This is a genomic window from Enterobacter sp. 168J2, from assembly GCF_034107265.1.
Lineage (GTDB): Bacteria > Pseudomonadota > Gammaproteobacteria > Enterobacterales > Enterobacteriaceae > Enterobacter > Enterobacter nematophilus.
The window spans coordinates 15,052-37,084 of record NZ_JAWNEB010000003.1; the positions used below are offsets into that span (position 1 = coordinate 15,052).

Below are 22,033 nucleotides of genomic sequence, written 5' to 3' on the forward strand. Positions count from 1 at the left end.
ATATGACGATTGCGACACCCGTGCGGGCGGGTGTCAGCCTGGAGGAACTGCTGGCGGCGAAAGAGCGCCGCGCAGCCCGTCAGGCTGACGTGCTTGAGCACTATAAACAGCCGGTGATCTCCCTCACGCTGGTCACGCCAGGGGAAATTAAGGACAGCCTGCGCTATCGCAACACCATGGGCGTGGCGCTACAAACGTGCGACCAGCTGCTGTGGGAGCACCGCTGGCAGGTGCTGGATCGTCAGGTGCTGTGGCTGCCCACCGGGCCTGAGGCCATCTGGTGCGTGGCGCATCCGGCGGTGGAAATCAAAGCGCACTGTGCGGAGCTGGAGCAGACGCACCCGCTCGGCAGGCTGTGGGATCTGGACGTGATTTGCCCTCAGAACGGCCACGTCGGGCGCCAGTCGCTGGGGGCGAACCTCAGACGCTGCCTGATCTGCGACGAGCCCGCTCACGCCTGCTCCCGTTCACGAAAGCATCCTGTTGAGGCGGTGGTTTCCCGCGTGGAGAAGATGATTGATGACTGGTTTGCTCGCGACTAAGCCGCGCCCGGCTGACGTGCCCTCGCTTGCCGAAGCGGCGCTGTGGCAGGAGCTGGAGCTGACGCCCAAGCCGGGGCTGGTGGACACGCTTAACAGCGGTTCCCATCGCGATATGGACCACGCGCTGTTTGTCCGCAGCATTATGGCGATTGCGCCCTGGTTTTCACGCTTTGCGGAACTTGGTAACGCGCATGCGGATAAGCCCGCTGACGCACAGCTACGGATAATCCGCCCGATGGGGATGGCCTGCGAGCAGGCGATGTACGTCGCGACGGGCGGGGTGAACACCCACAAGGGCGGGATTTTTGCTCTGGGTTTACTGTGCTTCGCCGCCGGGCGTGTGAAAAACGTCTCGGCAGACAGTCTCTGCTGTGAGGTGAGTAACATCTGCCGCGGGCTGGTGTCGCGGGAGCTGGCCGCGCGCAGCGGACGGGCGACGGCGGGCGAGCGGCAGTATCAGCAGTACGGCTTAACCGGGGCACGAGGCGAAGCGGAGAGCGGTTTTGCGACGGTACGTAAGGCGCTGAGGCAGTGGAACGAACGGTCGCTTCACGGCCTGCTGTTGCGCCTGATGGCGGTCAATCAGGACAGCAATCTCGTGTCGCGCGGCGGCATTCAGGGGCTGCGCTACGTTCAGGGCTACGCGCGGGAGCTGCTGGCTAACGGCTGGGACCGCGAGGCGTTGCGTAGAATGGATAATGCATTGATCGAACGGAATTTAAGCCCTGGAGGCAGCGCGGATTTGCTGTCAGTGGGGTGGGTACTTGCTGCAATAAAATAGCCGGGCGGCGGCTTCGCCTGCCCGGCACAACAATTAATGCGCGACTGGCTGTACGCCGTGCGGTTCGCGTACATGCTTGTACTGGAACAGCACGATAAACGCGAAGAACAGCACCAGCGAGTACCCCGCGAAGATCAGCCACACCGGCTGCCAGTTGGTGATGCCGTTGGTGGTGTACATCTCAACCACTTTACCGCTCACCACGCCGCCCAGAATACAGCCGAAGCCGTTGGTCATCATCAGGAACATACCCTGCGCGCTGGCGCGGATTTCAGGCTTCACCTCTTTTTCCACAAACACCGAACCGGAGATGTTGAAGAAGTCGAAGGCGCAGCCGTAAACAATCATCGACAGCACCAGCAGCACGGTACCGAACGCGCTCGGGTCGCCGTAGGCGAACAGGCCGAAGCGCAGCATCCACGCGGCGATACTGATCAGCATAACGTTCTTGATGCCGTAGCGGCTCAGGAAGAACGGGATGGTCAGGATGAACAGCGTCTCGGAGATCTGCGAGATGGACATCATCACCGACGCGTGCTCAACGATAAAGCTGCCGGCAAACAGCGGATCGTTATCGAAGCTGTGCAGGAAGGTGTTGCCGAACATGTTGGTGATCTGCAGCTCCGCGCCCAGCAGCATGGAGAAGATAAAGAAGATCGCCATGCGTTTGTTTTTGAACAGCGCGAACGCGTCCAGGCCGAGCATGGTGCTCCAGCTCTGGTTTTTCTGCTGGTTAGACACCGGAATGGTTGGCAGCGTCAGGGTGAACAGCGCCAGCAGCACGGAGAGCGCCGCGCCGATGTACAGCTGCATATGGCTCAGCTCGAAGCCCGCGAAGCTCACGCCCCACATCGCCATGATAAAGCCGATGGTGCCCCAGATACGGATAGGCGGGAAATCGGTGACGATATCCAGGCCGGCAGATTTCAGGCGGTAGTAGGAGATGGTGTTGATCAGCCCAAGCGTTGGCATATAGGCCAGCGAGTTAAGCAGGATCACCATAAACATCGCCCCCGGCGTGGTCACTTCGGCCGCCATAAACAGCGTCCCCGCACCCACCAGATGGCAAAGCATGTACAGCCATTTCGCGCTTAACCACTTATCCGCCACGATACCGAGCAGCGTTGGCATAAAGACAGCCGCAATACCCAGCGAGCTGTATACGGCACCGATTGACGCACCGTCGAACTTGAGCGTCACAAACATATAGGAGCCGAGTGTAGTCAGCCAGCTACCCCACAGGCAGAACTGCAGAAACGACAATATTTTAAGCTGCAGCTTAAGGTTCATGTTACTTTCCTCACAAGTGAGCGGGAGATATGTTGTTTTTGGAACATTCAGGGTTGTTATTTGATGCAATTCTATCAGTTGGCAACGATATGTTTTGTTACCTCCCGCAAAAAAATGCAATCCACATTAATTTGCAGTTTGGATTGTGATGCAAATAACATTTTCGTATGGGTGGGATGGGGTGAGTGCGGTTTATTCCCCCTCACCCTGCCCTCTCCCCAAAGGGGAGAGGGTGTTCAAGTTCCCTCTCCCCTTTGGGGAGAGGGTTAGGGTGAGGGGAGATGTTAGTTTCTAGCGGCGACGATAGTTCTTCTGCGCCGTATTCACCTTGTACAGATAGCGGCGGGATTCCGCAGACGGGTGGCGGGTGGTGAGGGTTGAGTAGACATCCCCCGGCGCCATGCTGTTGATGATGTTCGCGGCCTGCACTTTGTCATTCGAGAACACGCGCAGCACGCTGCCCGCGCCGCCGTTGTAGGCGGTGATTACCGCGTAGCGACGTGAGGTCGGATTATCAATTCCGCCAAGATAGACATTGTTCAGCATCGCCAGATAGGCCGTGCCGGTATCAATGTTGCTTTGCGGGTCGAACAGGTAGCTGCGGCTCGGCGTGCCGGATTTGCCCTGCGAGCGGAAGACATCTTTACCGGCGCTGTGCTGGACAACCTGCATCAGCCCCAGCGCGTCAGAACGGCTGACCGCGTACGGGTTGAACGACGATTCGGTCTGCATAATTGCCAGGATCAGCGACTCATCCACGCCGTACTTGCGCGAGGCCTGACGCACCATGCCGAGGTACTTATGCGCACGCTTGTCGAGGTGGTTCGGCACGAGATTAATGGTGACGCTGTAGATAATCTTCAGGCCGTTAGAGCGGCTTTTCAGGCGCGTCTGCAGCAGGTAGTCGGCAAATTTCGTGGCACGGCCTTCCCAGCGGATCGGCTGTCCGGTCTGGTCGACAACCTGACCGTACAGGAACGGCTCTTTTGAGATGGTGATGTCGTCCGCATCGGAGTAGAGATCGATAGATCCCGGATCGTCACCCATCAACAGGGTTTTGACGATCGCCTGACGCAGCCGTGCCGCAGGGTCGGTGCCTGCGATGGTTTCAATGGTGATCGTACCCTCATCAAAGTTGATGTGGCTACGGGTCAGATAGGCGTCGGTGTACTTAACGTAGTCCTTCGGTCCGGCAATAAGAACTTCGTTAAATCCCCATATGTTCTCGATGTTATGGGCAAACTGCCCCATCAAAATGTCAAAACCGTTGGTGTCCTTGACCCAGGCTTCGTTGTATTCATCGCCTTTTTTGGACGAACACGAGACCAGCAACGGCGCAACAAGGGCTAGCGCTAAAAGTTTTTTCATCATTCCGGGAGTGCGTGTTGTGTTTGCTTTAACGGCGGGGTTTCACCCGCACGCTGTTATTTTTCCGGCGGCGTATAGCCTTCGATGTGTACGTCTTTGCCTTCGAACAGGAAGCTCACCATCTCCTGCTCCAGCAGCTTGCGGTGCTCCGGGTTCATCATGCTGAGCTTTTTCTCGTTGATCAGCATGGTCTGCTTTTTCTGCCACTGTCCCCAGGCTTCTTTGGAGATCTCGTTGTAGATGCGCTTACCCAGATCTCCTGGATAAAGCTGGAAATCCTGGCCCTCAGCGTCGCGCTGCAGGAAAGTACAAAAAATGGTTCTGGCCATACGTATTCCTCTTTTTTAGCCGATGCTAAACCATTGCACCGGCACGTAATTGCTGTAACAGGCGCTCCACGGGAGCCGCCAGCCCGACTGATGGCGGTTGCGCTAAGTTATACCAGAGAGCAGTGCCTTCATCCATGCACGAGGTGAATGAGGACACGGGAAGCCACATAGGCACAATATCCAGATGGAAATGGCTGAAAGTATGGCGGAACGCGTTCAGCTGCGTCAGGGCATCTGCCGCAATGCCGCGTTGCTTAAGCCATTCCCGAAGCGAGGCTTCATCCTCAAACTGTGGGAAGCAGTATAGACCACCCCACAGGCCGCTTGGCGGACGCTGGGCGAGGAACACCTCGTTGCCGTGCTGCATCAGCAGCATATAGCCGGTGCGCTCCGGCAGCGTCTGTTTGGGTTTTTTACCTGGATACTGCGCCCATGAATGGTTGGCGTAGGCCACGCAGAGGTTATTCACCGGGCAGAGTTCGCACTTTGGTTTTGAGCGCGTGCAGACCATTGCGCCAAGATCCATCATCGCCTGGTTGAAACGCTCGACGCCTTTCGCCGGGGTGACCGCTTCGCTGATCTCCCACAGCCGTTTTTCTACGTCCTTCTTCCCCGGCCAGCCGTCGACGGCATAGCAGCGCGCGAGCACGCGCTTCACGTTGCCGTCGAGGATCGGGAAATGCTTGCCTAAAGACAGGGAAAGAATGGCGCCTGCGGTTGAACGCCCGACGCCGGGTAAGTCCGCCACCTCGTCGAAGGTTTCCGGGAATTTACCGTTATGGCGCGTCGCGACCTGCTGTGCGGCCTTGTGCAGGTTACGTGCGCGGGCGTAATAGCCAAGACCGGTCCACAGGTGCAGCACCTCGTCCAGCGGGGCGTTGGCCAGATCGGTCACCGTCGGGAAGCGCGCCATGAAACGCTCGAAGTAAGGGATCACCGTGGCGACCTGCGTTTGTTGCAACATCACCTCGGAGAGCCATACTTTGTACGGCGTTTTTTCAATTTGCCAGGGCAGGGTTTTACGCCCGTATTTGTCGTACCAGTCCAGCACCTGGGCTGAAAATTGAGAGGCTTGCATGGTCATCGATTCGCATAATCAGGGACGCAGATTGCAGCACAGCGTCAATCTGCTGTAAACCGGATCTTTCCCATGCTTGCATAGAAGCCTTAACTTTGGATAATGCCCGTTTCCCGAACACTCTCACAAGCAGACAACTCTTTTATGAAAAACGACGTCATTTCACCGGAATTTGATGAAAACGGCCGCCCGCTGCGCCGTATTCGCAGCTTTGTCCGTCGTCAGGGCCGCCTGACAAAAGGGCAGCAACACGCGCTGGACAACTACTGGCCGGTGATGGGCGTTGAGTTTAGCGAGCAGCCACTCGACTTTACTGAGCTGTTTGGCCGCGACGCGCCCGTCACGCTTGAGATCGGCTTTGGTATGGGCACATCGCTGGTGACCATGGCGAAGGCGCGTCCTGAGCAGAACTTCCTCGGCATTGAAGTACACTCGCCGGGCGTGGGCGCCTGTCTCGCAACCGCCCATGAAGAGGGCGTTGAGAACCTGCGCGTGATGTGTCACGACGCGGTGGAAGTGCTGCACAAAATGATTCATGACAATTCTTTGAACATGGTTCAGCTCTTTTTCCCTGACCCGTGGCACAAAGCGCGTCATAATAAACGCCGTATCGTTCAGGCACCGTTTGCCGAGCTGGTGAAAAGTAAGCTTAAACTGGGCGGCGTCTTCCACATGGCGACCGACTGGGAACCTTATGCGGAACACATGCTGGAAGTGATGTCGTCGCTGGATGGTTACAAAAACCAGTCCGAGAGCAACGACTACGTACCGCGTCCGGAATCGCGTCCGGTAACGAAATTTGAACAGCGTGGCCATCGTCTTGGTCACGGTGTATGGGACTTAATGTTCGAGAGGGTGAAATAATGGCAAAGAATCGTAGCCGTCGTCTGCGTAAAAAGATGCACATCGAAGAATTCCAGGAAGTGGGCTTCTCCGTTGCCTGGCGCTTCCCGGAAGGCACCAGTGTAGAACAGATCGATCGGGACGTGGATGCGTTCATCAACGAGGTAATCGAGCCTAACAAGCTGGCCTTCGACGGTAGCGGCTATCTGGCGTGGGAAGGTCTGATCTGCACCCAGGAAGTGGGCAAATGCACCGAAGAACATCAGGCGCTGGTTCGCAAATGGCTTGAAGAGCACAAGCTGGAAGATGTCCGCATCAGCGAACTTTTCGACGTTTGGTGGGACTAATAAAGCAGTAAGCGGGCCAGCATTAGCTGGCCCATTTTGTCTGAGGGAGTGTTTAAGATGCGCAAAACGTTGCTGGCTGTTGCTTTGATGGCAACCGGATTCACCGCCCATGCGGATTATCAATGTAGCGTCACCCCGCGCGATGACGTGGTGTTAAGCCCGCAAACCGTGCAGGTCAAAGGCGAGAACGGCAATCTGGTGATTACGCCGGAAGGGAACGTCACCTTTAACGGCAAACAGTACACCCTGACTGCCGCACAGCGTGAGCAGGCGAAAGATTATCAGGCCGATTTGCGTACCGCGCTGCCATGGATTAACGAAGGCGCCCTGACGCGCGTCGAAAAGAGCCGCGTCGCGCTGGACAAAATCATCACTAAAGAGGTGGGGGAGAGCAGCAACATGCGCTCCCGCCTGACCAGGCTCGACAAGCAGCTCAAAGAGCAGATGAACCGCATTATCGAGACGCGCTCCGACGGCATGACGTTCCACTACAAGGCGATCGATCAGGTTCGCGCTGACGGCCAGCAGCTGGTGAACCAGGCGATGGGCGGCATCCTGCAGGACAGCATCAACGAGATGGGCGCCAAAGCCGTGCTGAAAGGCGGCGGTAACCCGCTACAGGGCGTGCTGGGCAGCCTGGGCGGCCTGCAGACCTCGATTCAGAACGAGTGGAAGAACCAGGAAGATGATTTCCAGCAGTTCGGCAAAGACGTGTGTAAACGCGTGGTGTCGCTGGAAGATAGCCGGAAGGCGCTGGTGGGGACGTTGAAGTAGCCCTCTGCGCGCTGGGCCCCCCTCACCCCGGCCCTCTCCCCAAGGGAGAGGGAGTAACCAGTTCCCTCTCCCTGTGGGAGAGGGTTAGGGTGAGGGCATCAGGCATTGCAATCTTTGCAGAATTTCCATCAGCATCTCCTCCTCATTAGTCCTGAACTCATGATTCCAGAACCGTACGACTTCCCAGCCGTTCGCATTTAAAAACTCGGTGCGACGAGAGTCATAGGCCTCTTTATCCTGATGTTGCCCCCCGTCCAGCTCAACAATCAGCTTCGCTTTAAAGCAGGCAAAATCCACGATGTACGGTCCAACCGGCATCTGTCGGCGAAACTTATACCCAAAGAAGCGGCGACCTCTGAGCAGATACCAGAGGCGTAATTCTTCGGGTGTCATTTGTTTGCGGAGTTGTTTTGATTTTTCCATCCCCACACTCTGCCAGCCTTTCCCTCAGCCGGCAGAACGGGATGCAAAATCCTGAATCAGGCTTCAGGAATCTTCGGCGAGGAACAGCTCAAGAAGGGAGTTTAAGAACAGCTTGCCGTGCTCGGTGATCTGCCAGTACTCATCACACTCGGTCAGATACCCCTGCGCTAGCGCCTCGTCAATCTGCGGGCGAATCACCGACTCCGCCAGCCCGGTGTACAGCGCAAACTCCGCGCGCGGGGCGGCTTCCAGCAGGCGGAAGCGGTTCATAAAGAACTCAAACGGCTTATCCGCCGCCTCAACGTCGTGCTGACGCTCCAGGTAGCGGCCTTCCATATACCCGCGCGGGTGGCGGGTTTTGGCGGTGCGCAGAATGCGTCCGTCCGGGAAGGTCACCTTGCCGTGCGCGCCGCAGCCAATGCCCAGATAGTCGCCAAAGCGCCAGTAGTTCAGGTTGTGCTGACACTGGTAGCCCGGCTTTGCGTACGCGGACGTTTCATACTGCTGATACCCGGCAGCGGTCAACAGCCTGTGGCCCTGCTCGAAGATATCCCACAGCGCATCGTCATCCGGCAGCACCGGCGGGCGGGAGCCGAACAGGGTGTTGGGTTCGATGGTGAGCTGATACCAAGACAGGTGCGGCGGGTTCAGTTCAATTGCCTGGCGCAGGTCGTCCAGCGCCTCTTCCAGGGACTGATCCGGCAGGCCATGCATCAAATCAAGGTTAAAGCTGCGCAGGCCAAGCCCCGTTGCGAGGTTGGCCGCTCGCTTCGCCTCTTCCGGTCCGTGAATGCGTCCCAGACGCTTCAGCTTCGGCTCGCTGAAGCTCTGCACGCCGATGGAGATGCGGTTCACGCCCGCGCGCTGATACTCGACAAAACGGTCGGCCTCAACGGTGCCGGGGTTGGCTTCCATCGTAATTTCCGCATCCGCCGCCAGGTTCAGGCGTGCACGCACGCCGTCCAGCAGCGTCTGCATTGCCGGGCCTGACAGCAGGCTCGGCGTACCGCCACCAATGAAAATGGTCTTAACTTCACGTCCCTGTGCGTAAGGTACATCGGCATCCAGGTCGGCCAGCAGATGCGCGACGTAGTCATCGTGCGGCACTTCGCCCTTCAGCGCGTGCGAGTTGAAATCGCAGTACGGGCATTTCTGCACGCACCACGGGATGTGAATATACAGACTCAGAGGCGGCAAATTAGCCATTACGCAGTGCTTCCAGTAACAGTTTCAGCGCGCGTCCACGGTGGGAAATCGCGCTTTTCTCTTCGCGGGTCAGTTCCGCAGCGGTTTTGCCCTCGGTCGGGACAAAGAAGATCGGGTCGTAGCCAAAGCCGCCGCTGCCAGCCGCTTCACGGGTAATCACGCCCGGCCAACTGCCGTGGCAGACTATAGGCGTTGGGTCTTCCGCGTGACGCATATAAACCAGTACGCAGTGGAACTGCGCGGCGCGCTGTTCGTCCGGCACGTCTTTCAGGGCCACAAGCAGCTTTTCCAGATTCTGCTGGTCGGTGGCGTCCACGCCGGAATAGCGCGCGGAGTAAATTCCCGGCGCGCCGCCGAGGAAATCGACGGCCAGACCGGAGTCGTCGGCAATCGCGGGCAGGCCGGTTACCTGCGCCGCATGGCGGGCTTTCAGGATCGCGTTTTCGATAAACGTCAGCCCCGTCTCTTCGGCGGACTCCACGCCCAGCTCGGTCTGAGCCACCACGTCCAGCCCAAAATCATTTAACAGCGAGGCCAGCTCGCGCACTTTACCGGCGTTACCGGTCGCGAGAACAACTTTTTGCATGGTTTAGTCCTGTTCTGTCAGAGCCGCGACTTCCGTCGGGATAGATTGCGGGTTAAGGATTTTTACCTGTTTATGCCGCCCAAGTTCACCTTTTTCAATGATGACCTGGCTTTTGGCGACGCGAAACTGTTTTGCCAGATATTTGGTCAGATGCGCGTTCGCCTGGCCATCGACCGGCGGGGCGGTGATGGCGACCTTTAGCTCGTCGCCATGCAGCCCAACAATACCGTCACGGCTGGCTTTTGGCTGAATATACAGCCGTAAAACCAGCCCGTCGGCGCAGGTGCTTACTGCACTCATAGCGCCATCCACAGCCCCGGCAGCAGCATATCGCCCGTAGACTGGAGCAGCTCGGCGATCCCCATGTTGATTACATAGAGCAGCAGAACCAGAATCATCGGGGAGAAGTCGATGCCGCCCATGGACGGAAGCAGGTTCCGGATCGGACGCAGCAGCGGCTCGGCCAGCTGAATCAAGGCGTACTCCACCGGGCTACGGCCCTGGCTCACCCAGCTCATGATCGCCATCACCAGCAGCACCCAGAAGATCAGCAAACCGACGGTTTTGATCAGAATCAGGACGGCGGCAATCCAGATAATCGGCTGGAAGGTGATGACCATAAACAGCACGATGGCTTTGATCACGCTCAGAATAAACGCCACCAGCAGCGAAGCGCTGTCGATGGGGCCCATGGCCGGGATAATACGGCGCAGCGGTCCGACAACAGGTTGCGTGATTTTTACGACAAACTGGGAGAACGGATTGTAAAAGTCACAGCGGGCCCACTGCATCCAGACGCGCAGCAAAAGCGCCATCGTGTACAGCTCAATGACCGTTGAGAGCAGGAAAGTCAACGTCTTCATGGCGTTCCTCAGGTTTCCTTATTATTTGGTGTAGTCGCGCGCACCGAAAATGGCTGTGCCGATGCGCACCATAGTGCTGCCTGCCGCGATGGCGGCTTCCATATCATCCGACATGCCCAGTGAAAGCGTGTCTACCGTTTCATAGCGCGCTTTAAGCGCCTCAAATGCTACAGCCATTTGCTGTGCCACGGCAAACTGCCTTTCATAACTTGACTCAGGTGCCGGGATTGCCATCAGCCCGCGCAGGGTTAAGCGCGGCAGGGCGGCCACCTCTGCGGCCAGCGCATCCAGCTCGCTCAGGGCAATGCCGGACTTGCTGTTTTCATCGCTGATGTTGATTTGAATCAGCACGTTAAGCGCGGGCATCTCTGCCGGGCGCTGGTCGCTCAGGCGCGTGGCAATGCGCAGACGGTCAACGGTATGGCACCAGTCAAAGTGCTCTGCCACCAGACGGCTTTTGTTCGACTGCAGCGGTCCAATAAAGTGCCATTGCAGGTCGGTTTTACCCTGTTCCCGGAAATAGCGAATTTTATCCACGCCTTCCTGCACGTAGTTTTCGCCAAACGCCCGGTGACCAGCAGCAATGGCTTCTGCGATGGCGCTCGCAGGCTTGGTTTTACTGACTGCAAGTAGCGTAATTTCTTCTGAAGCACGGCCGCAACGCGTTGCAGCGGCTGAGATTTTGTCCCGGACCTGTGCCAGGTTATGCGCAATGTCGTTCATTTTCCGAGGAGTAGTCTATGGATGTGGAAGAAATTGTGGCCCTTAGTGTAAAGCATAACGTCTCCGATCTACACCTGTGCAGTGATTCACCACCCCGCTGGCGCAGATTAGGCCGCCTTGAGCCGGCCCCGTTTCCGCCGCCTGACGTCGGGGCGTTATTGAAAGCGTGGCTCAACGACGAGCAGCAGGGAGCCTGGTGGGCAAGCGGGCAGGTCGATTTTGCCGTGACCGTCGCAGGAGACCAGCGTCTGCGCGGCAGTGCGTTTAAGCAGATGAAGGGCATCTCCGTTACCCTGCGGCTGTTGCCGCGCACCTGTCCGCAGCTCTCGTCGCTGGGCGTGCCGCGAGCCATTCCCGAACTGTTGTCCAGCGACAACGGGTTGATTCTGGTCACGGGAGCGACCGGCAGCGGCAAATCCACCACGCTGGCCGCAATGGTCGATTTTCTCAACCGCCATACTGACGGCCATATCCTCACCCTCGAGGATCCGGTTGAGTTTATGTACCAGAGTGAACGTTGCCTGATTCAGCAGCGGGAGATAGGCCAGCACAGCCCGTCATTTGCAGAGGCGCTGCGCAGTGCCTTACGCGAGGACCCGGACGTTATTTTGCTGGGCGAGCTGCGCGACAGCGAAACGATCCGCCTGGCGCTGACGGCGGCGGAGACCGGGCATCTGGTGCTGGCGACGCTGCATACGCGCGGGGCAGCACAGGCGATTGAACGGCTGGTCGATACGTTCCCGGCGCAGGAGAAAGATCCGGTGCGTAACCAACTGGCCGGCAGCCTGCGGGCGGTGCTGGCGCAAAAGCTGCTTCCCGATCTTCAGGGCGGGCGCGTCGCGCTGTATGAGCTGCTGGTAAACACCGCGGCGGCGGCGAATCTGATTCGTGAGGGGAAGACGTGGCAGCTGCCCGGCATCATTCAAACCGGTCAGCAGGCGGGAATGCAGAACTTTGACCAGAGCCTGGCGGAGAGGCGGGCGCAGGGGCGGCTGTAGGCCCCTGCGTTTAAAAGCCCTGTTCGAAATAGCTTTCGAGGATGATGACGGCTGAGGCGGAGTCCACGCTGCCCTTGTTGAGCGCCCGAAAGCCGCCGTGCTCAAACAGGCCTGCACGCGCTTCGACGGTGCTGAGACGCTCGTCATGAAGCTTCACGGAGACGCCAAAGCGGCCATGGATTTTATTGGCGAACTTACGCGCCCGGGCGGTCAGCGGCTGTTCCGTGCCGTCCATGTTCAGCGGTAGCCCAACGATGACGTCATCCGGCTGCCACTCTTTGAGCAAGCGCTCGATAAGGTTCCAGTCTGGCGTGCCGTCGTTGGCCTTCAGGGCCGTGAGCGGACGCGCGGTACCGGTGATGCGCTGACCCACGGCGACGCCGATGCTTTTGGTGCCAAAATCGAAGGCCAGCAGTGTTCCGCTCATCAGGCGTGCCCCGCTACGCCAGGCATCGTCAGGATATCGATGCCAATCAGCTTTGCCGCGTCACGCCAGCGATCGGCAATCGGGGTTTTAAACAGAATATTCATGTCCGCAGGCGCGGTAAGCCAGGCGTTATCGAGGATCTCTTGCTCAAGCTGGCCTTTCTCCCACGACGAATAGCCCAGCGCCACCAGCACTTCGGAAGGCTGCTCAGCGGTGCCCAGCGTTTCAAGCACGTCGCGCGAGGTGGTGATCACGGTGTTGTCGGAGATGCGAATGCTGGAAGAGAATACCGGAGGAGTATGCAGGATAAAGCCGCGATCTTCGGCAAGAGGACCACCCAGCATCACCGGTTTATCAAGCCGAATTTCCGGCAGGCGCGCTTCAGCCGAGATTTTCAGCTTGTCCAGAATCCCTTCAACCTGCAGGTTTTCCAGCGGTTTGTTGATGATAATACCCATCGCGCCGTCTTCATTGTATTCACAAATATAAACCACGGCGCGGCGAAAAATCGGATCCTGGAGAGCAGGCATGGCAATAAGAAAGTGATGCTGTAAATTCATTGTCAGAGGTACTGTTTCCTGGTTTAAAAAGCGACAGCGCCCAGTATGGGGATAAACACAGGCGCTGTCACAGGTTATTTCTGTAAACGTTTTTCTATGGCGTCCATCAGCATTCCGGTGATCGAGATCGGGAACTCCGCTTCAATTTCGCGAATGCAGGTTGGGCTGGTGACGTTCACTTCAGTCAGGCGATCGCCGATGATATCCAGGCCAACGAAGATCAGGCCTTTGGCTTTCAGCGTAGGGCCAACGCGGCGGGCAATTTCCCAGTCGCTTTCGGTCAGCGGACGGGGTTCACCACGGCCACCGGCCGCCAGGTTACCGCGCGTTTCACCACCCTGCGGGATACGCGCCAGGCAGTAAGGCACCGGCTCACCGTCCACGACCAGCACGCGCTTATCGCCATCTTTAATGGCTGGCAGATAGTTCTGCGCCATGCAGTAGCGGGTGCCCAGCTCGGTCAGCGTTTCGGCAATCACCCCAATGTTCGGGTCGCCTTCCTTCACGCGGAAAATAGACGCGCCGCCCATGCCGTCCAGCGGCTTCATGATGATGTCGCCGTGCTTCTGCCAGAACTCCTTCAGCTGCGCTTTGCTGCGGGTCACCAGCGTTTCCGGCGTCAGGTCAGAGAACCAGGCGGTGTAAAGCTTCTCGTTGCAGTCGCGCAGGCTCTGCGGCTTGTTGACGATCAGCGTCCCTTTCTCTTCGGCACGTTCAAGGATGTAGGTGCTATAGATGTATTCGGTGTCGAACGGCGGGTCTTTACGCATCAGGATAACGTTGAGGTCGGCCAGGGCAATGTCCTGCTCGGTGCCGAATTCGTACCATTTGTCGTAGTTCTGCTCGACGTTAACGATGCGGGTGCGTGCGCGGGCTTCACCGTTGATCAGATAAAGATCGTTCATCTCCATATAGTGGAGTTCATAGCCGCGACGCTGCGCTTCCAGCAGCATGGCGAAGCTGGAATCTTTCTTGATGTTAATGTTTGCGATGGGATCCATCACGATGCCGAGCTTTATCATGTTCTTCTCCGTTAATACTTCAACCCAGATCGCCAAACCGTACCTGTAGCGCGGTAATGGCCGTGAGTGCCGTTGTCTCAGTGCGCAGAACGCGAGGTCCCAACAGAATATCAGTAAACTGGTAGCGCGCCGTCATCGCAATTTCGTCCGCCGACAGGCCGCCTTCGGGTCCAATCAGTAGGCGTACGCGCTCAACGGGCAGCGGCAGCGTATTGATGCTGGCGCTGGCGCGCGGATGAAGATTGAGCTTCAGCCCGCTATCCTCTTCCGCACACCAGTCTTCCAGATCCATCGCCGGGCGGATCTCCGGGATCCGGTTGCGGCCGCTCTGTTCGCAGGCAGCAATGGCGATTTTCTGCCACTGCTGGATCTTTTTGTTCAGACGTTCAGCATCCAGTTTAACGCCGCAGCGCTCGGAAAAAAGTGGCGTAATGAGGCTTACACCCAGCTCAATGGATTTTTGAATAGTGAACTCCATTTTTTCCCCGCGCGACATCACCTGCCCAAGGTGGATGTGCAGCGGCGATTCACGGTCGTCCACTTCGCCGCGCAAAACGTTTACATGCACGCTTTTTTTATCCGCCCGCGTGATTTCCGCGTCGAAAACCTGATTAGAGCCGTCGAACAGCTGTATTGCCTGGCCTGCTCCCATGCGCAGCACGCGGCCAACGTGGTTAGCGGCGTCGTCAGACAGGGCGATCTCACGGCCTGCGGTAATCAGTTCAGGGTGGTAAATGCGGGGAATGCGCATAGTCAAAAATTCCATATGTCATGCGGTATAAGCGAATTGCCGTAGTGTAGGTTAGCTCTTTTGCGCCTGGCAAGCCCGCTGGACGTACGGGTTATGATTCCCCTGGACTCTGGCAATGCGTTCATCGCGCTGGCATTCCCATTCCGTCACCGGATACTGCTTATCCCAGGCATTGAACAGCTGCGTCTGCTGGCGCGAAAGGTTGAGGTCATAACGGTCACGCATGTAGAAGTAGGTGCGGGCGATGCTGCCGCGCGCGCGGGCTGGGGGCTCGGCGACTTTCTCCTTAAAATCCACCTTCATGCCGCACTGGCCGTACTGGCCTTCGCCACCGTTCCACTGGCTGTACATGAAATTGCCGCGGTCGCCGTTCACTTCACCAACCGCAGGCTGCAGGTTGTGCATATCGCTTTCCATCTGGCGATATACCGGATCTTTGGCGCAGTTTTTACGTCCGCCGTCCTGCCAGCACTGGCGCTGGTGGCCAAACTGCCAGGCCGGAACGACATGCTCCCATTCGATGCGGCTGGCGCGGTTTTCGTTTTTACGCACCTTATAGCCGCAGGATTCGAGGTCAACGACCCCTTTTTTGCCCTGCCAGTTAATTTTGCAGCCGCAGTAGAAATCGCCCGGCACATCGGCGTTCACCTTCACGCCTGCTGCCTTGGCCTGGGAAAAACTGTTGATACCGTCGGCCAGGGCCTGGCCGGAAAGCGCCGTCGTCAGAAAAGCGACCGCGAGAGAGAAATTACGGGACATCTTACACTCCGTGTCAAAACGAGCCCGCAACGTAACGAATGTTGTTCCCGTATGCAATCAGTGAGATCAGGAAAGTTCCTGAAAGTTCAGGATATTACTCGGCGACCAGCGGTTCGCCGCATTTGACGCAGCGGTAGGTTGCCTCGCCGCGCACCACGCGGTTATGGCGGCGGACGGTAAGCTGGTGCTGCTGGCACCGGCAGCGGTAGGGGAAGGTGTTGCGGCGCACCGATTCCAGCTCGAACTGATGGGTGCGGCGGGCCGGAACGCCGAGCACCGCCTCCATCATCCACTTCCACTCTTTTCCGTGCGGCGCGACGCGGCCAAAGTGTTTCCACACCAGTAGATGCGCCAGCTCGTGCGGCACCACTTCTTCAATAAACGCCTGCTGGTTTTCCATCATCAGCACTGGGTTAAGGCGGATCTCGTACGATTCCAGCCAGGCGGTGCCGGCCGCGGTGCCGCGCTGCTGATAGACCAGCTTCGGTTCAGGATAGTTGCGGCCGAGCTTCAGGTTGGCCTGGGCGAGTTTTTCCCGCAGGCTGCGCATAACGGCTTGCTGAATGGCAATGGGGAGACGGGGAGCTTTCATAGGGGCAGAGCATAAAGCGGGAAGCGGGGAGGCGCAAGAGGCGCCTCCCGAAAGAGGATTAGTCGTGTGCGCCGATTTCGCGCAGCGGACGACCTTTCATCAGGTTACGTTCAATGTGTTCCAGTGAAACGTGTTTGGTTTCTGGAACCAGCCAGACGGTCAGCACAATAAAGAAGATATTCAGACCGGCGTAGACCCAGAAGGTGTTGGCATTGCCCAGGGTGTTGAGCATGGTCAGGAACGTTGCGCCGACGATCATGTTGGCAATCCAGTTGGTTGCGGTAGAGCAGGTGATACCAAAATCACGCCCTTTCAGCGGCTGGATCTCAGAGCACAGTACCCAAATCAGCGGACCGGCGCTCATCGCAAACCCGACGATAAACATCAGCAGCATGCCCACCGCGAAGTACTGGGCAGTTGGGGAGTGGATGCCCACATGCATCATCGTACCGAGAACGCCCATACCCGTCGCCATCACCAGGAAGCCCAGCGTCAGGGTTGGCTTACGTCCCCAGCGGTCCACCAGGCCGATGGCGATAAAGGTCGCCAGCACGTTGGTCAGGCCCACGATAACCGTGCCCCACATCTGCTCGGTGGTGTTAGTGTAGCCCGCCAGCTCAAAGATTTTTGGCGCGTAGTACATGATGACGTTCATCCCGGTGAACTGCTGCATCACCTGCAGCAGCACGCCGAGGAACACCGCCCGACGGAAGTTGCTGTTCTCTTTAAACAGCGCCCAGCCGGACTGTTTTACCTTCAGGCTTTCGCGGATCTCTTCCAACTCGTTTTTCGCCTCGGCGCTGGTATCGCGCAGGCGAAGCAGCACGCGTTCGGCATCAACGAAGCGGCGCTTTGCGGCAAACCAGCGCGGGCTGTCCGGCAGGAAGAAGACGCCAATCAGCAGCAGAATGGCCGGGATAATGATCACGCCGAGCATCCAGCGCCATGCGCCGCTGTAGCTGAACGCGGTATCGGACAGGTAAGCGCCGAGAATACCGATGGTGATCATCAGCTGGTACATGGAAATCATGCTGCCGCGGATTTTCTCCGGTGCAATTTCAGAGAGGTACAGCGGAGCGGTATAAGACGCCACGCCCACCGCAAGGCCCAGCAGCACGCGGGAGAGAATCAGCACTTCAACGTTAGGGGCGGCAGCGGAGAAGAGCGAACCGGCGACAAAGAGGATCGCACCGATCATCAGGCTCTTTTTGCGTCCGAGCTTGAAGGAGAGCCAGCCGCTGCCGACGGCCCCAACGGCCGCACCGAACATCATGGAGCTGACCACCCATTCCTGGGTATGCGCGCTAATCTGGAATTCGTCTGCGATGAAGGGAAGAGCGCCGGCAATGACGCCGATATCCAGGCCAAAGAGTAATCCTGCCAGGGCGGCGAGGAAGCAGACGAAGAAAGTCATCGCCTTGTTGGACGTACGCCCCTGTTTTTTATTGTCAGGCATTATGCCCTCCAGTTGGGTTATCAGTTTTATTGATGTTAAGGGTAGGTGAGCGACCCATAAAAATATGTGAGATTAATCACAATGGTGTAATCGGTTACACTAGCGTATAACCGTAAAAAATATTAAAGCTTTGAAAATATAGAGGTAAACGAGGTGATGTGCATCGCGTTTGTTTGAATTTCAGACTTAACTGAAAGGAAATGTAACAGCAGAAGAAAGGCGATCATGCAAAGAGAATATTCTGAAAGCGGGATATATCCGGTGCGGTGTAATCGCTTCCAGTCGTGCGGCTTTTTGGCCGCCACCTGACACAAAAAAGGCCAGCACAAAGGCTGGCCTGTTTAGCGCTGTCAGTCGATTACTTCAGACCGGCAGCCTCACGCAGCAGAGCGGCTTTGTCGGTTTTTTCCCATGGGAAATGTTCACGACCAAAGTGACCGTATGCAGCGGTTTCCTGGTAGATTGGGTGCAGCAGATCCAGCATCTGAATCAGGCCGTATGGACGCAGGTCGAAGAACTCGCGCACCAGCAGGGTCAGCTGTTCTGAAGGCACTTTCTCGGTACCGAAGGTTTCCACCATGATGGAGGTTGGCTCAGCCACGCCGATAGCGTAGGAAACCTGGATCTCACAGCGGTCGGCCAGGCCGGCAGCAACGATGTTTTTCGCCACATAACGTGCAGCGTACGCGGCAGAACGGTCAACTTTAGACGGATCTTTACCGGAGAACGCGCCGCCACCGTGACGCGCCATGCCGCCGTAGGTATCAACGATGATTTTACGACCGGTCAGGCCGCAGTCGCCCATTGGGCCGCCGATAACAAAGCGTCCGGTTGGGTTGATGAAGAATTTGGTCGCAGAGCTCAGCCATTCGGTCGGCAGAACCGGCTTGATGATCTCTTCCATCACTGCTTCCTGCAGGGATTTCTGATCGATATCTTCGGCATGCTGGGTAGAGAGCACCACCGCATCAATACCGACGATTTTACCGTCGTCGTACTGGAAGGTGACCTGGCTTTTCGCATCCGGGCGCAGCCACGGCAGGGTGCCGTTTTTACGCACTTCAGCCTGACGCTGCACCAGACGGTGTGCGTAGGTCACAGGCGCTGGCATCAGCACGTCGGTTTCGTTGGTTGCATAACCGAACATCAGGCCCTGGTCGCCCGCGCCCTGTTCCAGCGGATCGGCACGGTCAACGCCCTGGTTAATGTCTGGAGACTGTTTGCCAATCGCGCTCAGCACCGCGCAGGAGTTGGCATCAAAGCCCATATCAGAATGCACATAGCCGATCTCACGCACCGTGTTACGGGTGATCTCTTCGATATCAACCCATGCGCTGGTGGTGATCTCACCGCCAACCAGAACCATGCCGGTTTTGACATAGGTTTCGCACGCTACGCGCGCTTTAGGATCCTGCGCCAGGATCGCATCCAGCACCGCATCGGAGATTTGGTCAGCAATTTTATCAGGATGTCCTTCTGATACGGACTCGGACGTAAACAGGTGTTTTGCCATGTTTTATTTCACCTAAGAGGAATTTGGTTAGCTCAAGCTGCTGTGTGGAATAGCCAAAGGAGATAATTCTACCAAGGCCTGCAGGTTTTTGACACTGGCAGTATGAGTGTTAATCAGTATAGATGGATTAACATCTGGATGGCTATTTTAGGTCACTTCTTCGCCCGATTTCCAGTTTTTTTTGATTCACCTCTCACTGCGTTGAAATGGCTGCTGGAAATTTTTCCTGACGCTGCTGGCAACGCGCGCATTTTTGTTTTGCTTTTTAGCCCCCTTATCGGTATAAAACGCGGCGCGCGGCTCATACAAAAAAAGCGCTCGATGAACTCATCGTGTCGCCACTTCCAGCCGGGTTGAGCAGTGAACTTTTAGCTTTGGCTTGAGGTCCGTTTCAGCAGAGGCGGCCGTGGAGGTGATACGAGATAATGAACCATCGTTTTCCGCTAACTCAGCGCTGCCGTTCTGGCGCGCCATTGATTCCCGCAACCCGCATTTCTAGTCTGCAAACCTGCCGATGTTATACCCATCTCGGCGCTTCTCAGGATTCAAGGGCCGGTTACGCTCTGTGAAAACTGAACAAGGGCGCTCTTGTTAATACAAGAGTTTTCTCGTGGTTTCGCCGAACCTTGTCATACAGAGTTCGGATACGTGTTTTACAATGATATGAATAAGAAACCGGTCGCACGGTCTGGATTTCAGCATACTCTGCTGGGAAACGGAGCCGTTTATGGGTTGTTATCGCCGTATAACGCTGCGATAGTAGTCAACTGTTTTACACTTAATACAAAGAGTTGAGGTTCGCTATGTCTGACGACATGTCTTCTTTTTCGCCTTCGTCAGCGGGCGAACAGGGTGTACTACGTTCTATGCAGGAGGTTGCGATGAGCTCCCAGGAAGCCAGCAAGATGCTGCGCACTTACAATATTGCCTGGTGGGGCAATAACTACTACGACGTCAATGAACTGGGCCACATCAGCGTCTGCCCGGATCCGGACGTCCCTGAAGCGCGCGTGGACCTCGCCAAGCTGGTGAAAGCCCGCGAAGCACAGGGCCAGCGTTTGCCTGCACTGTTCTGCTTCCCGCAGATCCTGCAACATCGTCTGCGTTCTATTAACGCCGCGTTCAAGCGCGCGCGTGAATCCTACGGCTATAAAGGCGACTACTTCCTGGTTTACCCGATCAAGGTGAACCAGCACCGCCGCGTGATTGAATCCCTGATCCACTCCGGCGAACCGCTGGGGCTGGAAGCGGGCTCCAAAGCGGAGCTGATGGCCGTGCTGGCGCATGCGGGCATGACCCGCTCGGTGATCGTTTGTAACGGCTATAAGGACCGCGAATACATTCGTCTGGCGCTGATTGGCGAGAAGATGGGCCACAAGGTCTATCTGGTTATCGAGAAGATGACCGAAATTGCCATCGTGCTGGAAGAGGCCGAGCGTCTGAACGTCATCCCGCGCCTTGGCGTGCGTGCGCGTCTGGCGTCGCAGGGTTCCGGTAAATGGCAGTCCTCCGGCGGCGAAAAATCCAAGTTCGGCCTCGCGGCGAACCAGGTGCTGCAGCTGGTGGAGATTCTGCGCGAGCGCGGTCGTCTGGACAGCATTCAGCTGCTGCACTTCCACCTCGGCTCGCAGATGGCGAATATTCGCGACATCGCCACCGGCGTGCGTGAATCCGCGCGTTTCTACGTTGAGCTGCACAAGCTTGGCGTGAATATTCAGTGCTTCGACGTGGGCGGCGGCCTGGGCGTGGACTACGAAGGGACCCGCTCGCAGTCCGACTGCTCGGTGAACTACGGCCTGAACGAATATGCCAACAACATCATCTGGGCGATTGGCGATGCCTGCGAAGAGCACGGCCTGCCGCACCCGACGGTGATTACCGAATCTGGCCGCGCGGTTACCGCTCACCATACGGTGCTGGTGTCTAACATCATTGGCGTTGAGCGTAGCGAAATCAGCGAAGCGACGCCTCCGCAAGATGATGCCCCTCGCTCCCTGCAAAGCATGTGGGAAACCTGGCAGGAGATGCACGAGCCGGGCACGCGCCGTTCCCTGCGCGAGTGGCTGCACGACAGCCAGATGGATCTGCACGATATTCACGTCGGCTACTCGTCAGGCACCTTCAGCCTGCAGGAGCGCGCGTGGGCGGAGCAGCTCTATCTGAACATGTGCCATGAAGTGCAGAAGCAGCTCGACCCGAGCAACCGCGCGCACCGTCCGATTATCGACGAGCTGCAGGAGCGTATGGCGGATAAGATTTACGTCAACTTCTCGCTGTTCCAGTCTATGCCGGATGCCTGGGGTATCGATCAGCTGTTCCCGGTTCTGCCGCTGGAAGGGCTGAACCACGCGCCTGAACGTCGTGCCGTGCTGCTGGACATCACCTGTGACTCCGACGGCGCTATCGACCACTACGTTGACGGCGACGGTATCGCCACCACCATGCCAATGCCGGAGTACGACCCGGAGAACCCGCCGATGCTGGGCTTCTTTATGGTCGGGGCGTATCAGGAGATCCTCGGCAACATGCATAACCTGTTCGGCGATACCGAAGCGGTTGACGTGTTCGTGTTCCCTGACGGCAGCGTGGAAGTGGAGCTGTCTGACGAAGGGGACACCGTGGCGGACATGCTGGAATACGTGCAGCTGGATCCGAAAACGCTGCTCACCCAGTTCCGCGATCAGGTGAAAAACACCGGTCTGGACGATGCGCTGCAGCAGCAGTTCCTGGAAGAGTTCGAAGCGGGTCTGTACGGGTATACCTACCTGGAAGATGAATAATCCCCGGAATGGCCGCTAAAAA

At 57.3% G+C, this 22,033-nt stretch carries 27 protein-coding genes; 9 read left to right on the forward strand and 18 right to left on the reverse strand.

Translation table 11 applies throughout. The annotated features are described in order from the left end of the window. Positions 1 to 2 precede the first annotated feature (2 nt). Together citX and citG are read left to right on the forward strand one after the other, a co-directional pair. Positions 3 to 542, forward strand: coding sequence for a citrate lyase holo-[acyl-carrier protein] synthase (gene citX / locus USG84_RS10630; RefSeq protein WP_151412643.1), 540 nt, complete (start codon positions 3 to 5; stop codon positions 540 to 542). Next, a complete protein-coding gene (gene citG / locus USG84_RS10635) occupies positions 520 to 1,323 on the forward strand; it encodes a triphosphoribosyl-dephospho-CoA synthase CitG (RefSeq protein ID WP_151412642.1) in 804 nt (267 codons plus the stop codon). Before citX ends, citG begins: the two co-directional genes overlap by 23 nt. Before the next feature lie 33 nt (positions 1,324 to 1,356). Here the strand turns inward: citG and USG84_RS10640 are convergent, their stop codons facing one another. From USG84_RS10640 to mutY, 4 genes are all read right to left on the reverse strand, one after another. Continuing rightward, complete coding sequence (locus USG84_RS10640) at positions 1,357 to 2,613, reverse strand: nucleoside permease (protein WP_151412641.1); 1,257 nt, start codon at positions 2,611 to 2,613, stop codon at positions 1,357 to 1,359. A 291-nt stretch (positions 2,614 to 2,904) separates the two neighbouring features. Next, on the reverse strand, positions 2,905 to 3,981 hold the full coding sequence (gene mltC, locus USG84_RS10645) for a membrane-bound lytic murein transglycosylase MltC (RefSeq protein ID WP_061097099.1): 1,077 nt from the start codon (positions 3,979 to 3,981) through the stop codon (positions 2,905 to 2,907). A gap of 56 nt (positions 3,982 to 4,037) precedes the next feature. Further along, positions 4,038 to 4,310 carry an oxidative damage protection protein gene (locus USG84_RS10650; RefSeq protein ID WP_023309138.1) on the reverse strand — a complete coding sequence of 91 codons (273 nt, stop codon included), beginning with the start codon at positions 4,308 to 4,310 and terminating at the stop codon, positions 4,038 to 4,040. Positions 4,311 to 4,335: 25 nt separating this feature from the next. Further along, a complete protein-coding gene (gene mutY / locus USG84_RS10655) occupies positions 4,336 to 5,388 on the reverse strand; it encodes an A/G-specific adenine glycosylase (protein WP_253543274.1) in 1,053 nt (350 codons plus the stop codon). Between the two features lie 144 nt (positions 5,389 to 5,532). On the opposite strand from mutY, the gene trmB reads away from it, so the two are divergent. The 3 genes from trmB to USG84_RS10670 are packed head-to-tail and all read left to right on the forward strand — an operon-like array spanning position 5,533 to position 7,352. Further along, a complete protein-coding gene (gene trmB, locus USG84_RS10660; protein WP_151412640.1) occupies positions 5,533 to 6,252 on the forward strand; it encodes a tRNA (guanosine(46)-N7)-methyltransferase TrmB in 720 nt (239 codons plus the stop codon). Beyond that, positions 6,252 to 6,578: a YggL family protein gene (locus USG84_RS10665; protein ID WP_151412639.1), complete on the forward strand. Its 327-nt coding sequence runs from the start codon at positions 6,252 to 6,254 to the stop codon at positions 6,576 to 6,578. Before trmB ends, USG84_RS10665 begins: the two co-directional genes overlap by 1 nt. A gap of 57 nt (positions 6,579 to 6,635) precedes the next feature. Next, positions 6,636 to 7,352, forward strand: coding sequence for a DUF2884 domain-containing protein (locus tag USG84_RS10670; RefSeq protein ID WP_151412638.1), 717 nt, complete (start codon positions 6,636 to 6,638; stop codon positions 7,350 to 7,352). An 84-nt stretch (positions 7,353 to 7,436) separates the two neighbouring features. On the opposite strand, the gene USG84_RS10675 is transcribed toward USG84_RS10670, so the two are convergent. The 6 genes from USG84_RS10675 to USG84_RS10700 all read right to left on the reverse strand — a co-directional run bounded on the left by USG84_RS10675 (position 7,437) and on the right by USG84_RS10700 (position 11,153). Next, complete coding sequence (locus tag USG84_RS10675; protein ID WP_151412637.1) at positions 7,437 to 7,775, reverse strand: endonuclease domain-containing protein; 339 nt, start codon at positions 7,773 to 7,775, stop codon at positions 7,437 to 7,439. A 63-nt stretch (positions 7,776 to 7,838) separates the two neighbouring features. Beyond that, the gene (gene hemW / locus USG84_RS10680; protein ID WP_151412636.1) at positions 7,839 to 8,981 is read right to left on the reverse strand and encodes a radical SAM family heme chaperone HemW; all 1,143 of its coding nucleotides are present in this window, start codon (positions 8,979 to 8,981) and stop codon (positions 7,839 to 7,841) included. After that, positions 8,974 to 9,567 carry an XTP/dITP diphosphatase gene (locus USG84_RS10685; protein WP_253543273.1) on the reverse strand — a complete coding sequence of 198 codons (594 nt, stop codon included), beginning with the start codon at positions 9,565 to 9,567 and terminating at the stop codon, positions 8,974 to 8,976. Before USG84_RS10685 ends, hemW begins: the two co-directional genes overlap by 8 nt. A gap of 3 nt (positions 9,568 to 9,570) precedes the next feature. Further along, positions 9,571 to 9,867, reverse strand: a complete 297-nt coding sequence (gene yggU, locus USG84_RS10690; protein WP_008499758.1) for a DUF167 family protein YggU — start codon at positions 9,865 to 9,867, stop codon at positions 9,571 to 9,573. Beyond that, complete coding sequence (locus USG84_RS10695; RefSeq protein WP_116341962.1) at positions 9,864 to 10,430, reverse strand: YggT family protein; 567 nt, start codon at positions 10,428 to 10,430, stop codon at positions 9,864 to 9,866. Before USG84_RS10695 ends, yggU begins: the two co-directional genes overlap by 4 nt. Positions 10,431 to 10,451: 21 nt before the next feature. Then, the gene (locus tag USG84_RS10700) at positions 10,452 to 11,153 is read right to left on the reverse strand and encodes a YggS family pyridoxal phosphate-dependent enzyme (protein WP_253543272.1); all 702 of its coding nucleotides are present in this window, start codon (positions 11,151 to 11,153) and stop codon (positions 10,452 to 10,454) included. A gap of 17 nt (positions 11,154 to 11,170) precedes the next feature. On the opposite strand from USG84_RS10700, the gene USG84_RS10705 reads away from it, so the two are divergent. Beyond that, positions 11,171 to 12,151: a type IV pilus twitching motility protein PilT gene (locus USG84_RS10705; protein WP_061097107.1), complete on the forward strand. Its 981-nt coding sequence runs from the start codon at positions 11,171 to 11,173 to the stop codon at positions 12,149 to 12,151. A gap of 10 nt (positions 12,152 to 12,161) precedes the next feature. Here the strand turns inward: USG84_RS10705 and ruvX are convergent, their stop codons facing one another. From ruvX to metK, 8 genes are all read right to left on the reverse strand, one after another. After that, positions 12,162 to 12,578 carry a Holliday junction resolvase RuvX gene (gene ruvX / locus USG84_RS10710; protein ID WP_021242076.1) on the reverse strand — a complete coding sequence of 139 codons (417 nt, stop codon included), beginning with the start codon at positions 12,576 to 12,578 and terminating at the stop codon, positions 12,162 to 12,164. Continuing rightward, positions 12,578 to 13,138: a YqgE/AlgH family protein gene (locus USG84_RS10715; protein WP_028014368.1), complete on the reverse strand. Its 561-nt coding sequence runs from the start codon at positions 13,136 to 13,138 to the stop codon at positions 12,578 to 12,580. Before USG84_RS10715 ends, ruvX begins: the two co-directional genes overlap by 1 nt. A 74-nt stretch (positions 13,139 to 13,212) precedes the next feature. Then, on the reverse strand, positions 13,213 to 14,160 hold the full coding sequence (gshB, locus tag USG84_RS10720) for a glutathione synthase (RefSeq protein ID WP_023331278.1): 948 nt from the start codon (positions 14,158 to 14,160) through the stop codon (positions 13,213 to 13,215). Positions 14,161 to 14,179: 19 nt separating this feature from the next. Next, positions 14,180 to 14,911, reverse strand: coding sequence for a 16S rRNA (uracil(1498)-N(3))-methyltransferase (rsmE, locus tag USG84_RS10725; RefSeq protein WP_041908327.1), 732 nt, complete (start codon positions 14,909 to 14,911; stop codon positions 14,180 to 14,182). 51 nt (positions 14,912 to 14,962) lie between these two features. After that, positions 14,963 to 15,670, reverse strand: coding sequence for a deoxyribonuclease I (gene endA / locus USG84_RS10730; RefSeq protein ID WP_061097109.1), 708 nt, complete (start codon positions 15,668 to 15,670; stop codon positions 14,963 to 14,965). Positions 15,671 to 15,764: 94 nt separating this feature from the next. After that, complete coding sequence (locus USG84_RS10735; RefSeq protein ID WP_061097110.1) at positions 15,765 to 16,262, reverse strand: SprT family zinc-dependent metalloprotease; 498 nt, start codon at positions 16,260 to 16,262, stop codon at positions 15,765 to 15,767. A gap of 58 nt (positions 16,263 to 16,320) precedes the next feature. Continuing rightward, complete coding sequence (gene galP / locus USG84_RS10740) at positions 16,321 to 17,718, reverse strand: galactose/proton symporter (RefSeq protein WP_059355451.1); 1,398 nt, start codon at positions 17,716 to 17,718, stop codon at positions 16,321 to 16,323. Between the two features lie 358 nt (positions 17,719 to 18,076). Beyond that, complete coding sequence (gene metK, locus USG84_RS10745; RefSeq protein ID WP_061097111.1) at positions 18,077 to 19,231, reverse strand: methionine adenosyltransferase; 1,155 nt, start codon at positions 19,229 to 19,231, stop codon at positions 18,077 to 18,079. A gap of 138 nt (positions 19,232 to 19,369) precedes the next feature. On the opposite strand from metK, the gene USG84_RS10750 reads away from it, so the two are divergent. The 3 genes from USG84_RS10750 to speA all read left to right on the forward strand — a co-directional run bounded on the left by USG84_RS10750 (position 19,370) and on the right by speA (position 22,011). Further along, positions 19,370 to 19,588, forward strand: coding sequence for a hypothetical protein (locus tag USG84_RS10750; protein WP_151412634.1), 219 nt, complete (start codon positions 19,370 to 19,372; stop codon positions 19,586 to 19,588). A gap of 306 nt (positions 19,589 to 19,894) precedes the next feature. Further along, positions 19,895 to 20,026 carry an acid stress response protein YqgB gene (gene yqgB, locus USG84_RS10760; protein WP_127312443.1) on the forward strand — a complete coding sequence of 44 codons (132 nt, stop codon included), beginning with the start codon at positions 19,895 to 19,897 and terminating at the stop codon, positions 20,024 to 20,026. Positions 20,027 to 20,034: 8 nt separating this feature from the next. Continuing rightward, positions 20,035 to 22,011, forward strand: a complete 1,977-nt coding sequence (gene speA, locus USG84_RS10765; RefSeq protein WP_253543270.1) for a biosynthetic arginine decarboxylase — start codon at positions 20,035 to 20,037, stop codon at positions 22,009 to 22,011. The last annotated feature ends 22 nt before the right edge of the window (positions 22,012 to 22,033 follow it).

Bases quoted from the DNA above. Each gene is read 5' to 3' on its own strand.
- gshB (WP_023331278.1), bottom strand. From the start codon at position 14,160: ATGATAAAGCTCGGCATCGTGATGGATCCCATCGCAAACATTAACATC.
- USG84_RS10650 (WP_023309138.1), bottom strand. From the start codon at position 4,310: ATGGCCAGAACCATTTTTTGTACTTTCCTGCAGCGCGACGCTGAGGGC.
- USG84_RS10750 (WP_151412634.1), top strand. From the start codon at position 19,370: ATGGCTATTTTAGGTCACTTCTTCGCCCGATTTCCAGTTTTTTTTGAT.
- yggU (WP_008499758.1), bottom strand. From the start codon at position 9,867: ATGAGTGCAGTAAGCACCTGCGCCGACGGGCTGGTTTTACGGCTGTAT.
- trmB (WP_151412640.1), top strand. From the start codon at position 5,533: ATGAAAAACGACGTCATTTCACCGGAATTTGATGAAAACGGCCGCCCG.
- USG84_RS10705 (WP_061097107.1), top strand. From the start codon at position 11,171: ATGGATGTGGAAGAAATTGTGGCCCTTAGTGTAAAGCATAACGTCTCC.
- citX (WP_151412643.1), top strand. From the start codon at position 3: ATGACGATTGCGACACCCGTGCGGGCGGGTGTCAGCCTGGAGGAACTG.
- USG84_RS10670 (WP_151412638.1), top strand. From the start codon at position 6,636: ATGCGCAAAACGTTGCTGGCTGTTGCTTTGATGGCAACCGGATTCACC.
- USG84_RS10665 (WP_151412639.1), top strand. From the start codon at position 6,252: ATGGCAAAGAATCGTAGCCGTCGTCTGCGTAAAAAGATGCACATCGAA.
- yqgB (WP_127312443.1), top strand. From the start codon at position 19,895: ATGAATAAGAAACCGGTCGCACGGTCTGGATTTCAGCATACTCTGCTG.
- hemW (WP_151412636.1), bottom strand. From the start codon at position 8,981: ATGGCTAATTTGCCGCCTCTGAGTCTGTATATTCACATCCCGTGGTGC.
- rsmE (WP_041908327.1), bottom strand. From the start codon at position 14,911: ATGCGCATTCCCCGCATTTACCACCCTGAACTGATTACCGCAGGCCGT.
- endA (WP_061097109.1), bottom strand. From the start codon at position 15,670: ATGTCCCGTAATTTCTCTCTCGCGGTCGCTTTTCTGACGACGGCGCTT.
- USG84_RS10675 (WP_151412637.1), bottom strand. From the start codon at position 7,775: ATGGAAAAATCAAAACAACTCCGCAAACAAATGACACCCGAAGAATTA.
- galP (WP_059355451.1), bottom strand. From the start codon at position 17,718: ATGCCTGACAATAAAAAACAGGGGCGTACGTCCAACAAGGCGATGACT.
- USG84_RS10695 (WP_116341962.1), bottom strand. From the start codon at position 10,430: ATGAAGACGTTGACTTTCCTGCTCTCAACGGTCATTGAGCTGTACACG.
- USG84_RS10685 (WP_253543273.1), bottom strand. From the start codon at position 9,567: ATGCAAAAAGTTGTTCTCGCGACCGGTAACGCCGGTAAAGTGCGCGAG.
- citG (WP_151412642.1), top strand. From the start codon at position 520: ATGACTGGTTTGCTCGCGACTAAGCCGCGCCCGGCTGACGTGCCCTCG.
- mltC (WP_061097099.1), bottom strand. From the start codon at position 3,981: ATGAAAAAACTTTTAGCGCTAGCCCTTGTTGCGCCGTTGCTGGTCTCG.
- USG84_RS10700 (WP_253543272.1), bottom strand. From the start codon at position 11,153: ATGAACGACATTGCGCATAACCTGGCACAGGTCCGGGACAAAATCTCA.
- mutY (WP_253543274.1), bottom strand. From the start codon at position 5,388: ATGCAAGCCTCTCAATTTTCAGCCCAGGTGCTGGACTGGTACGACAAA.
- speA (WP_253543270.1), top strand. From the start codon at position 20,035: ATGTCTGACGACATGTCTTCTTTTTCGCCTTCGTCAGCGGGCGAACAG.
- USG84_RS10735 (WP_061097110.1), bottom strand. From the start codon at position 16,262: ATGAAAGCTCCCCGTCTCCCCATTGCCATTCAGCAAGCCGTTATGCGC.
- USG84_RS10640 (WP_151412641.1), bottom strand. From the start codon at position 2,613: ATGAACCTTAAGCTGCAGCTTAAAATATTGTCGTTTCTGCAGTTCTGC.
- metK (WP_061097111.1), bottom strand. From the start codon at position 19,231: ATGGCAAAACACCTGTTTACGTCCGAGTCCGTATCAGAAGGACATCCT.
- ruvX (WP_021242076.1), bottom strand. From the start codon at position 12,578: ATGAGCGGAACACTGCTGGCCTTCGATTTTGGCACCAAAAGCATCGGC.
- USG84_RS10715 (WP_028014368.1), bottom strand. From the start codon at position 13,138: ATGAATTTACAGCATCACTTTCTTATTGCCATGCCTGCTCTCCAGGAT.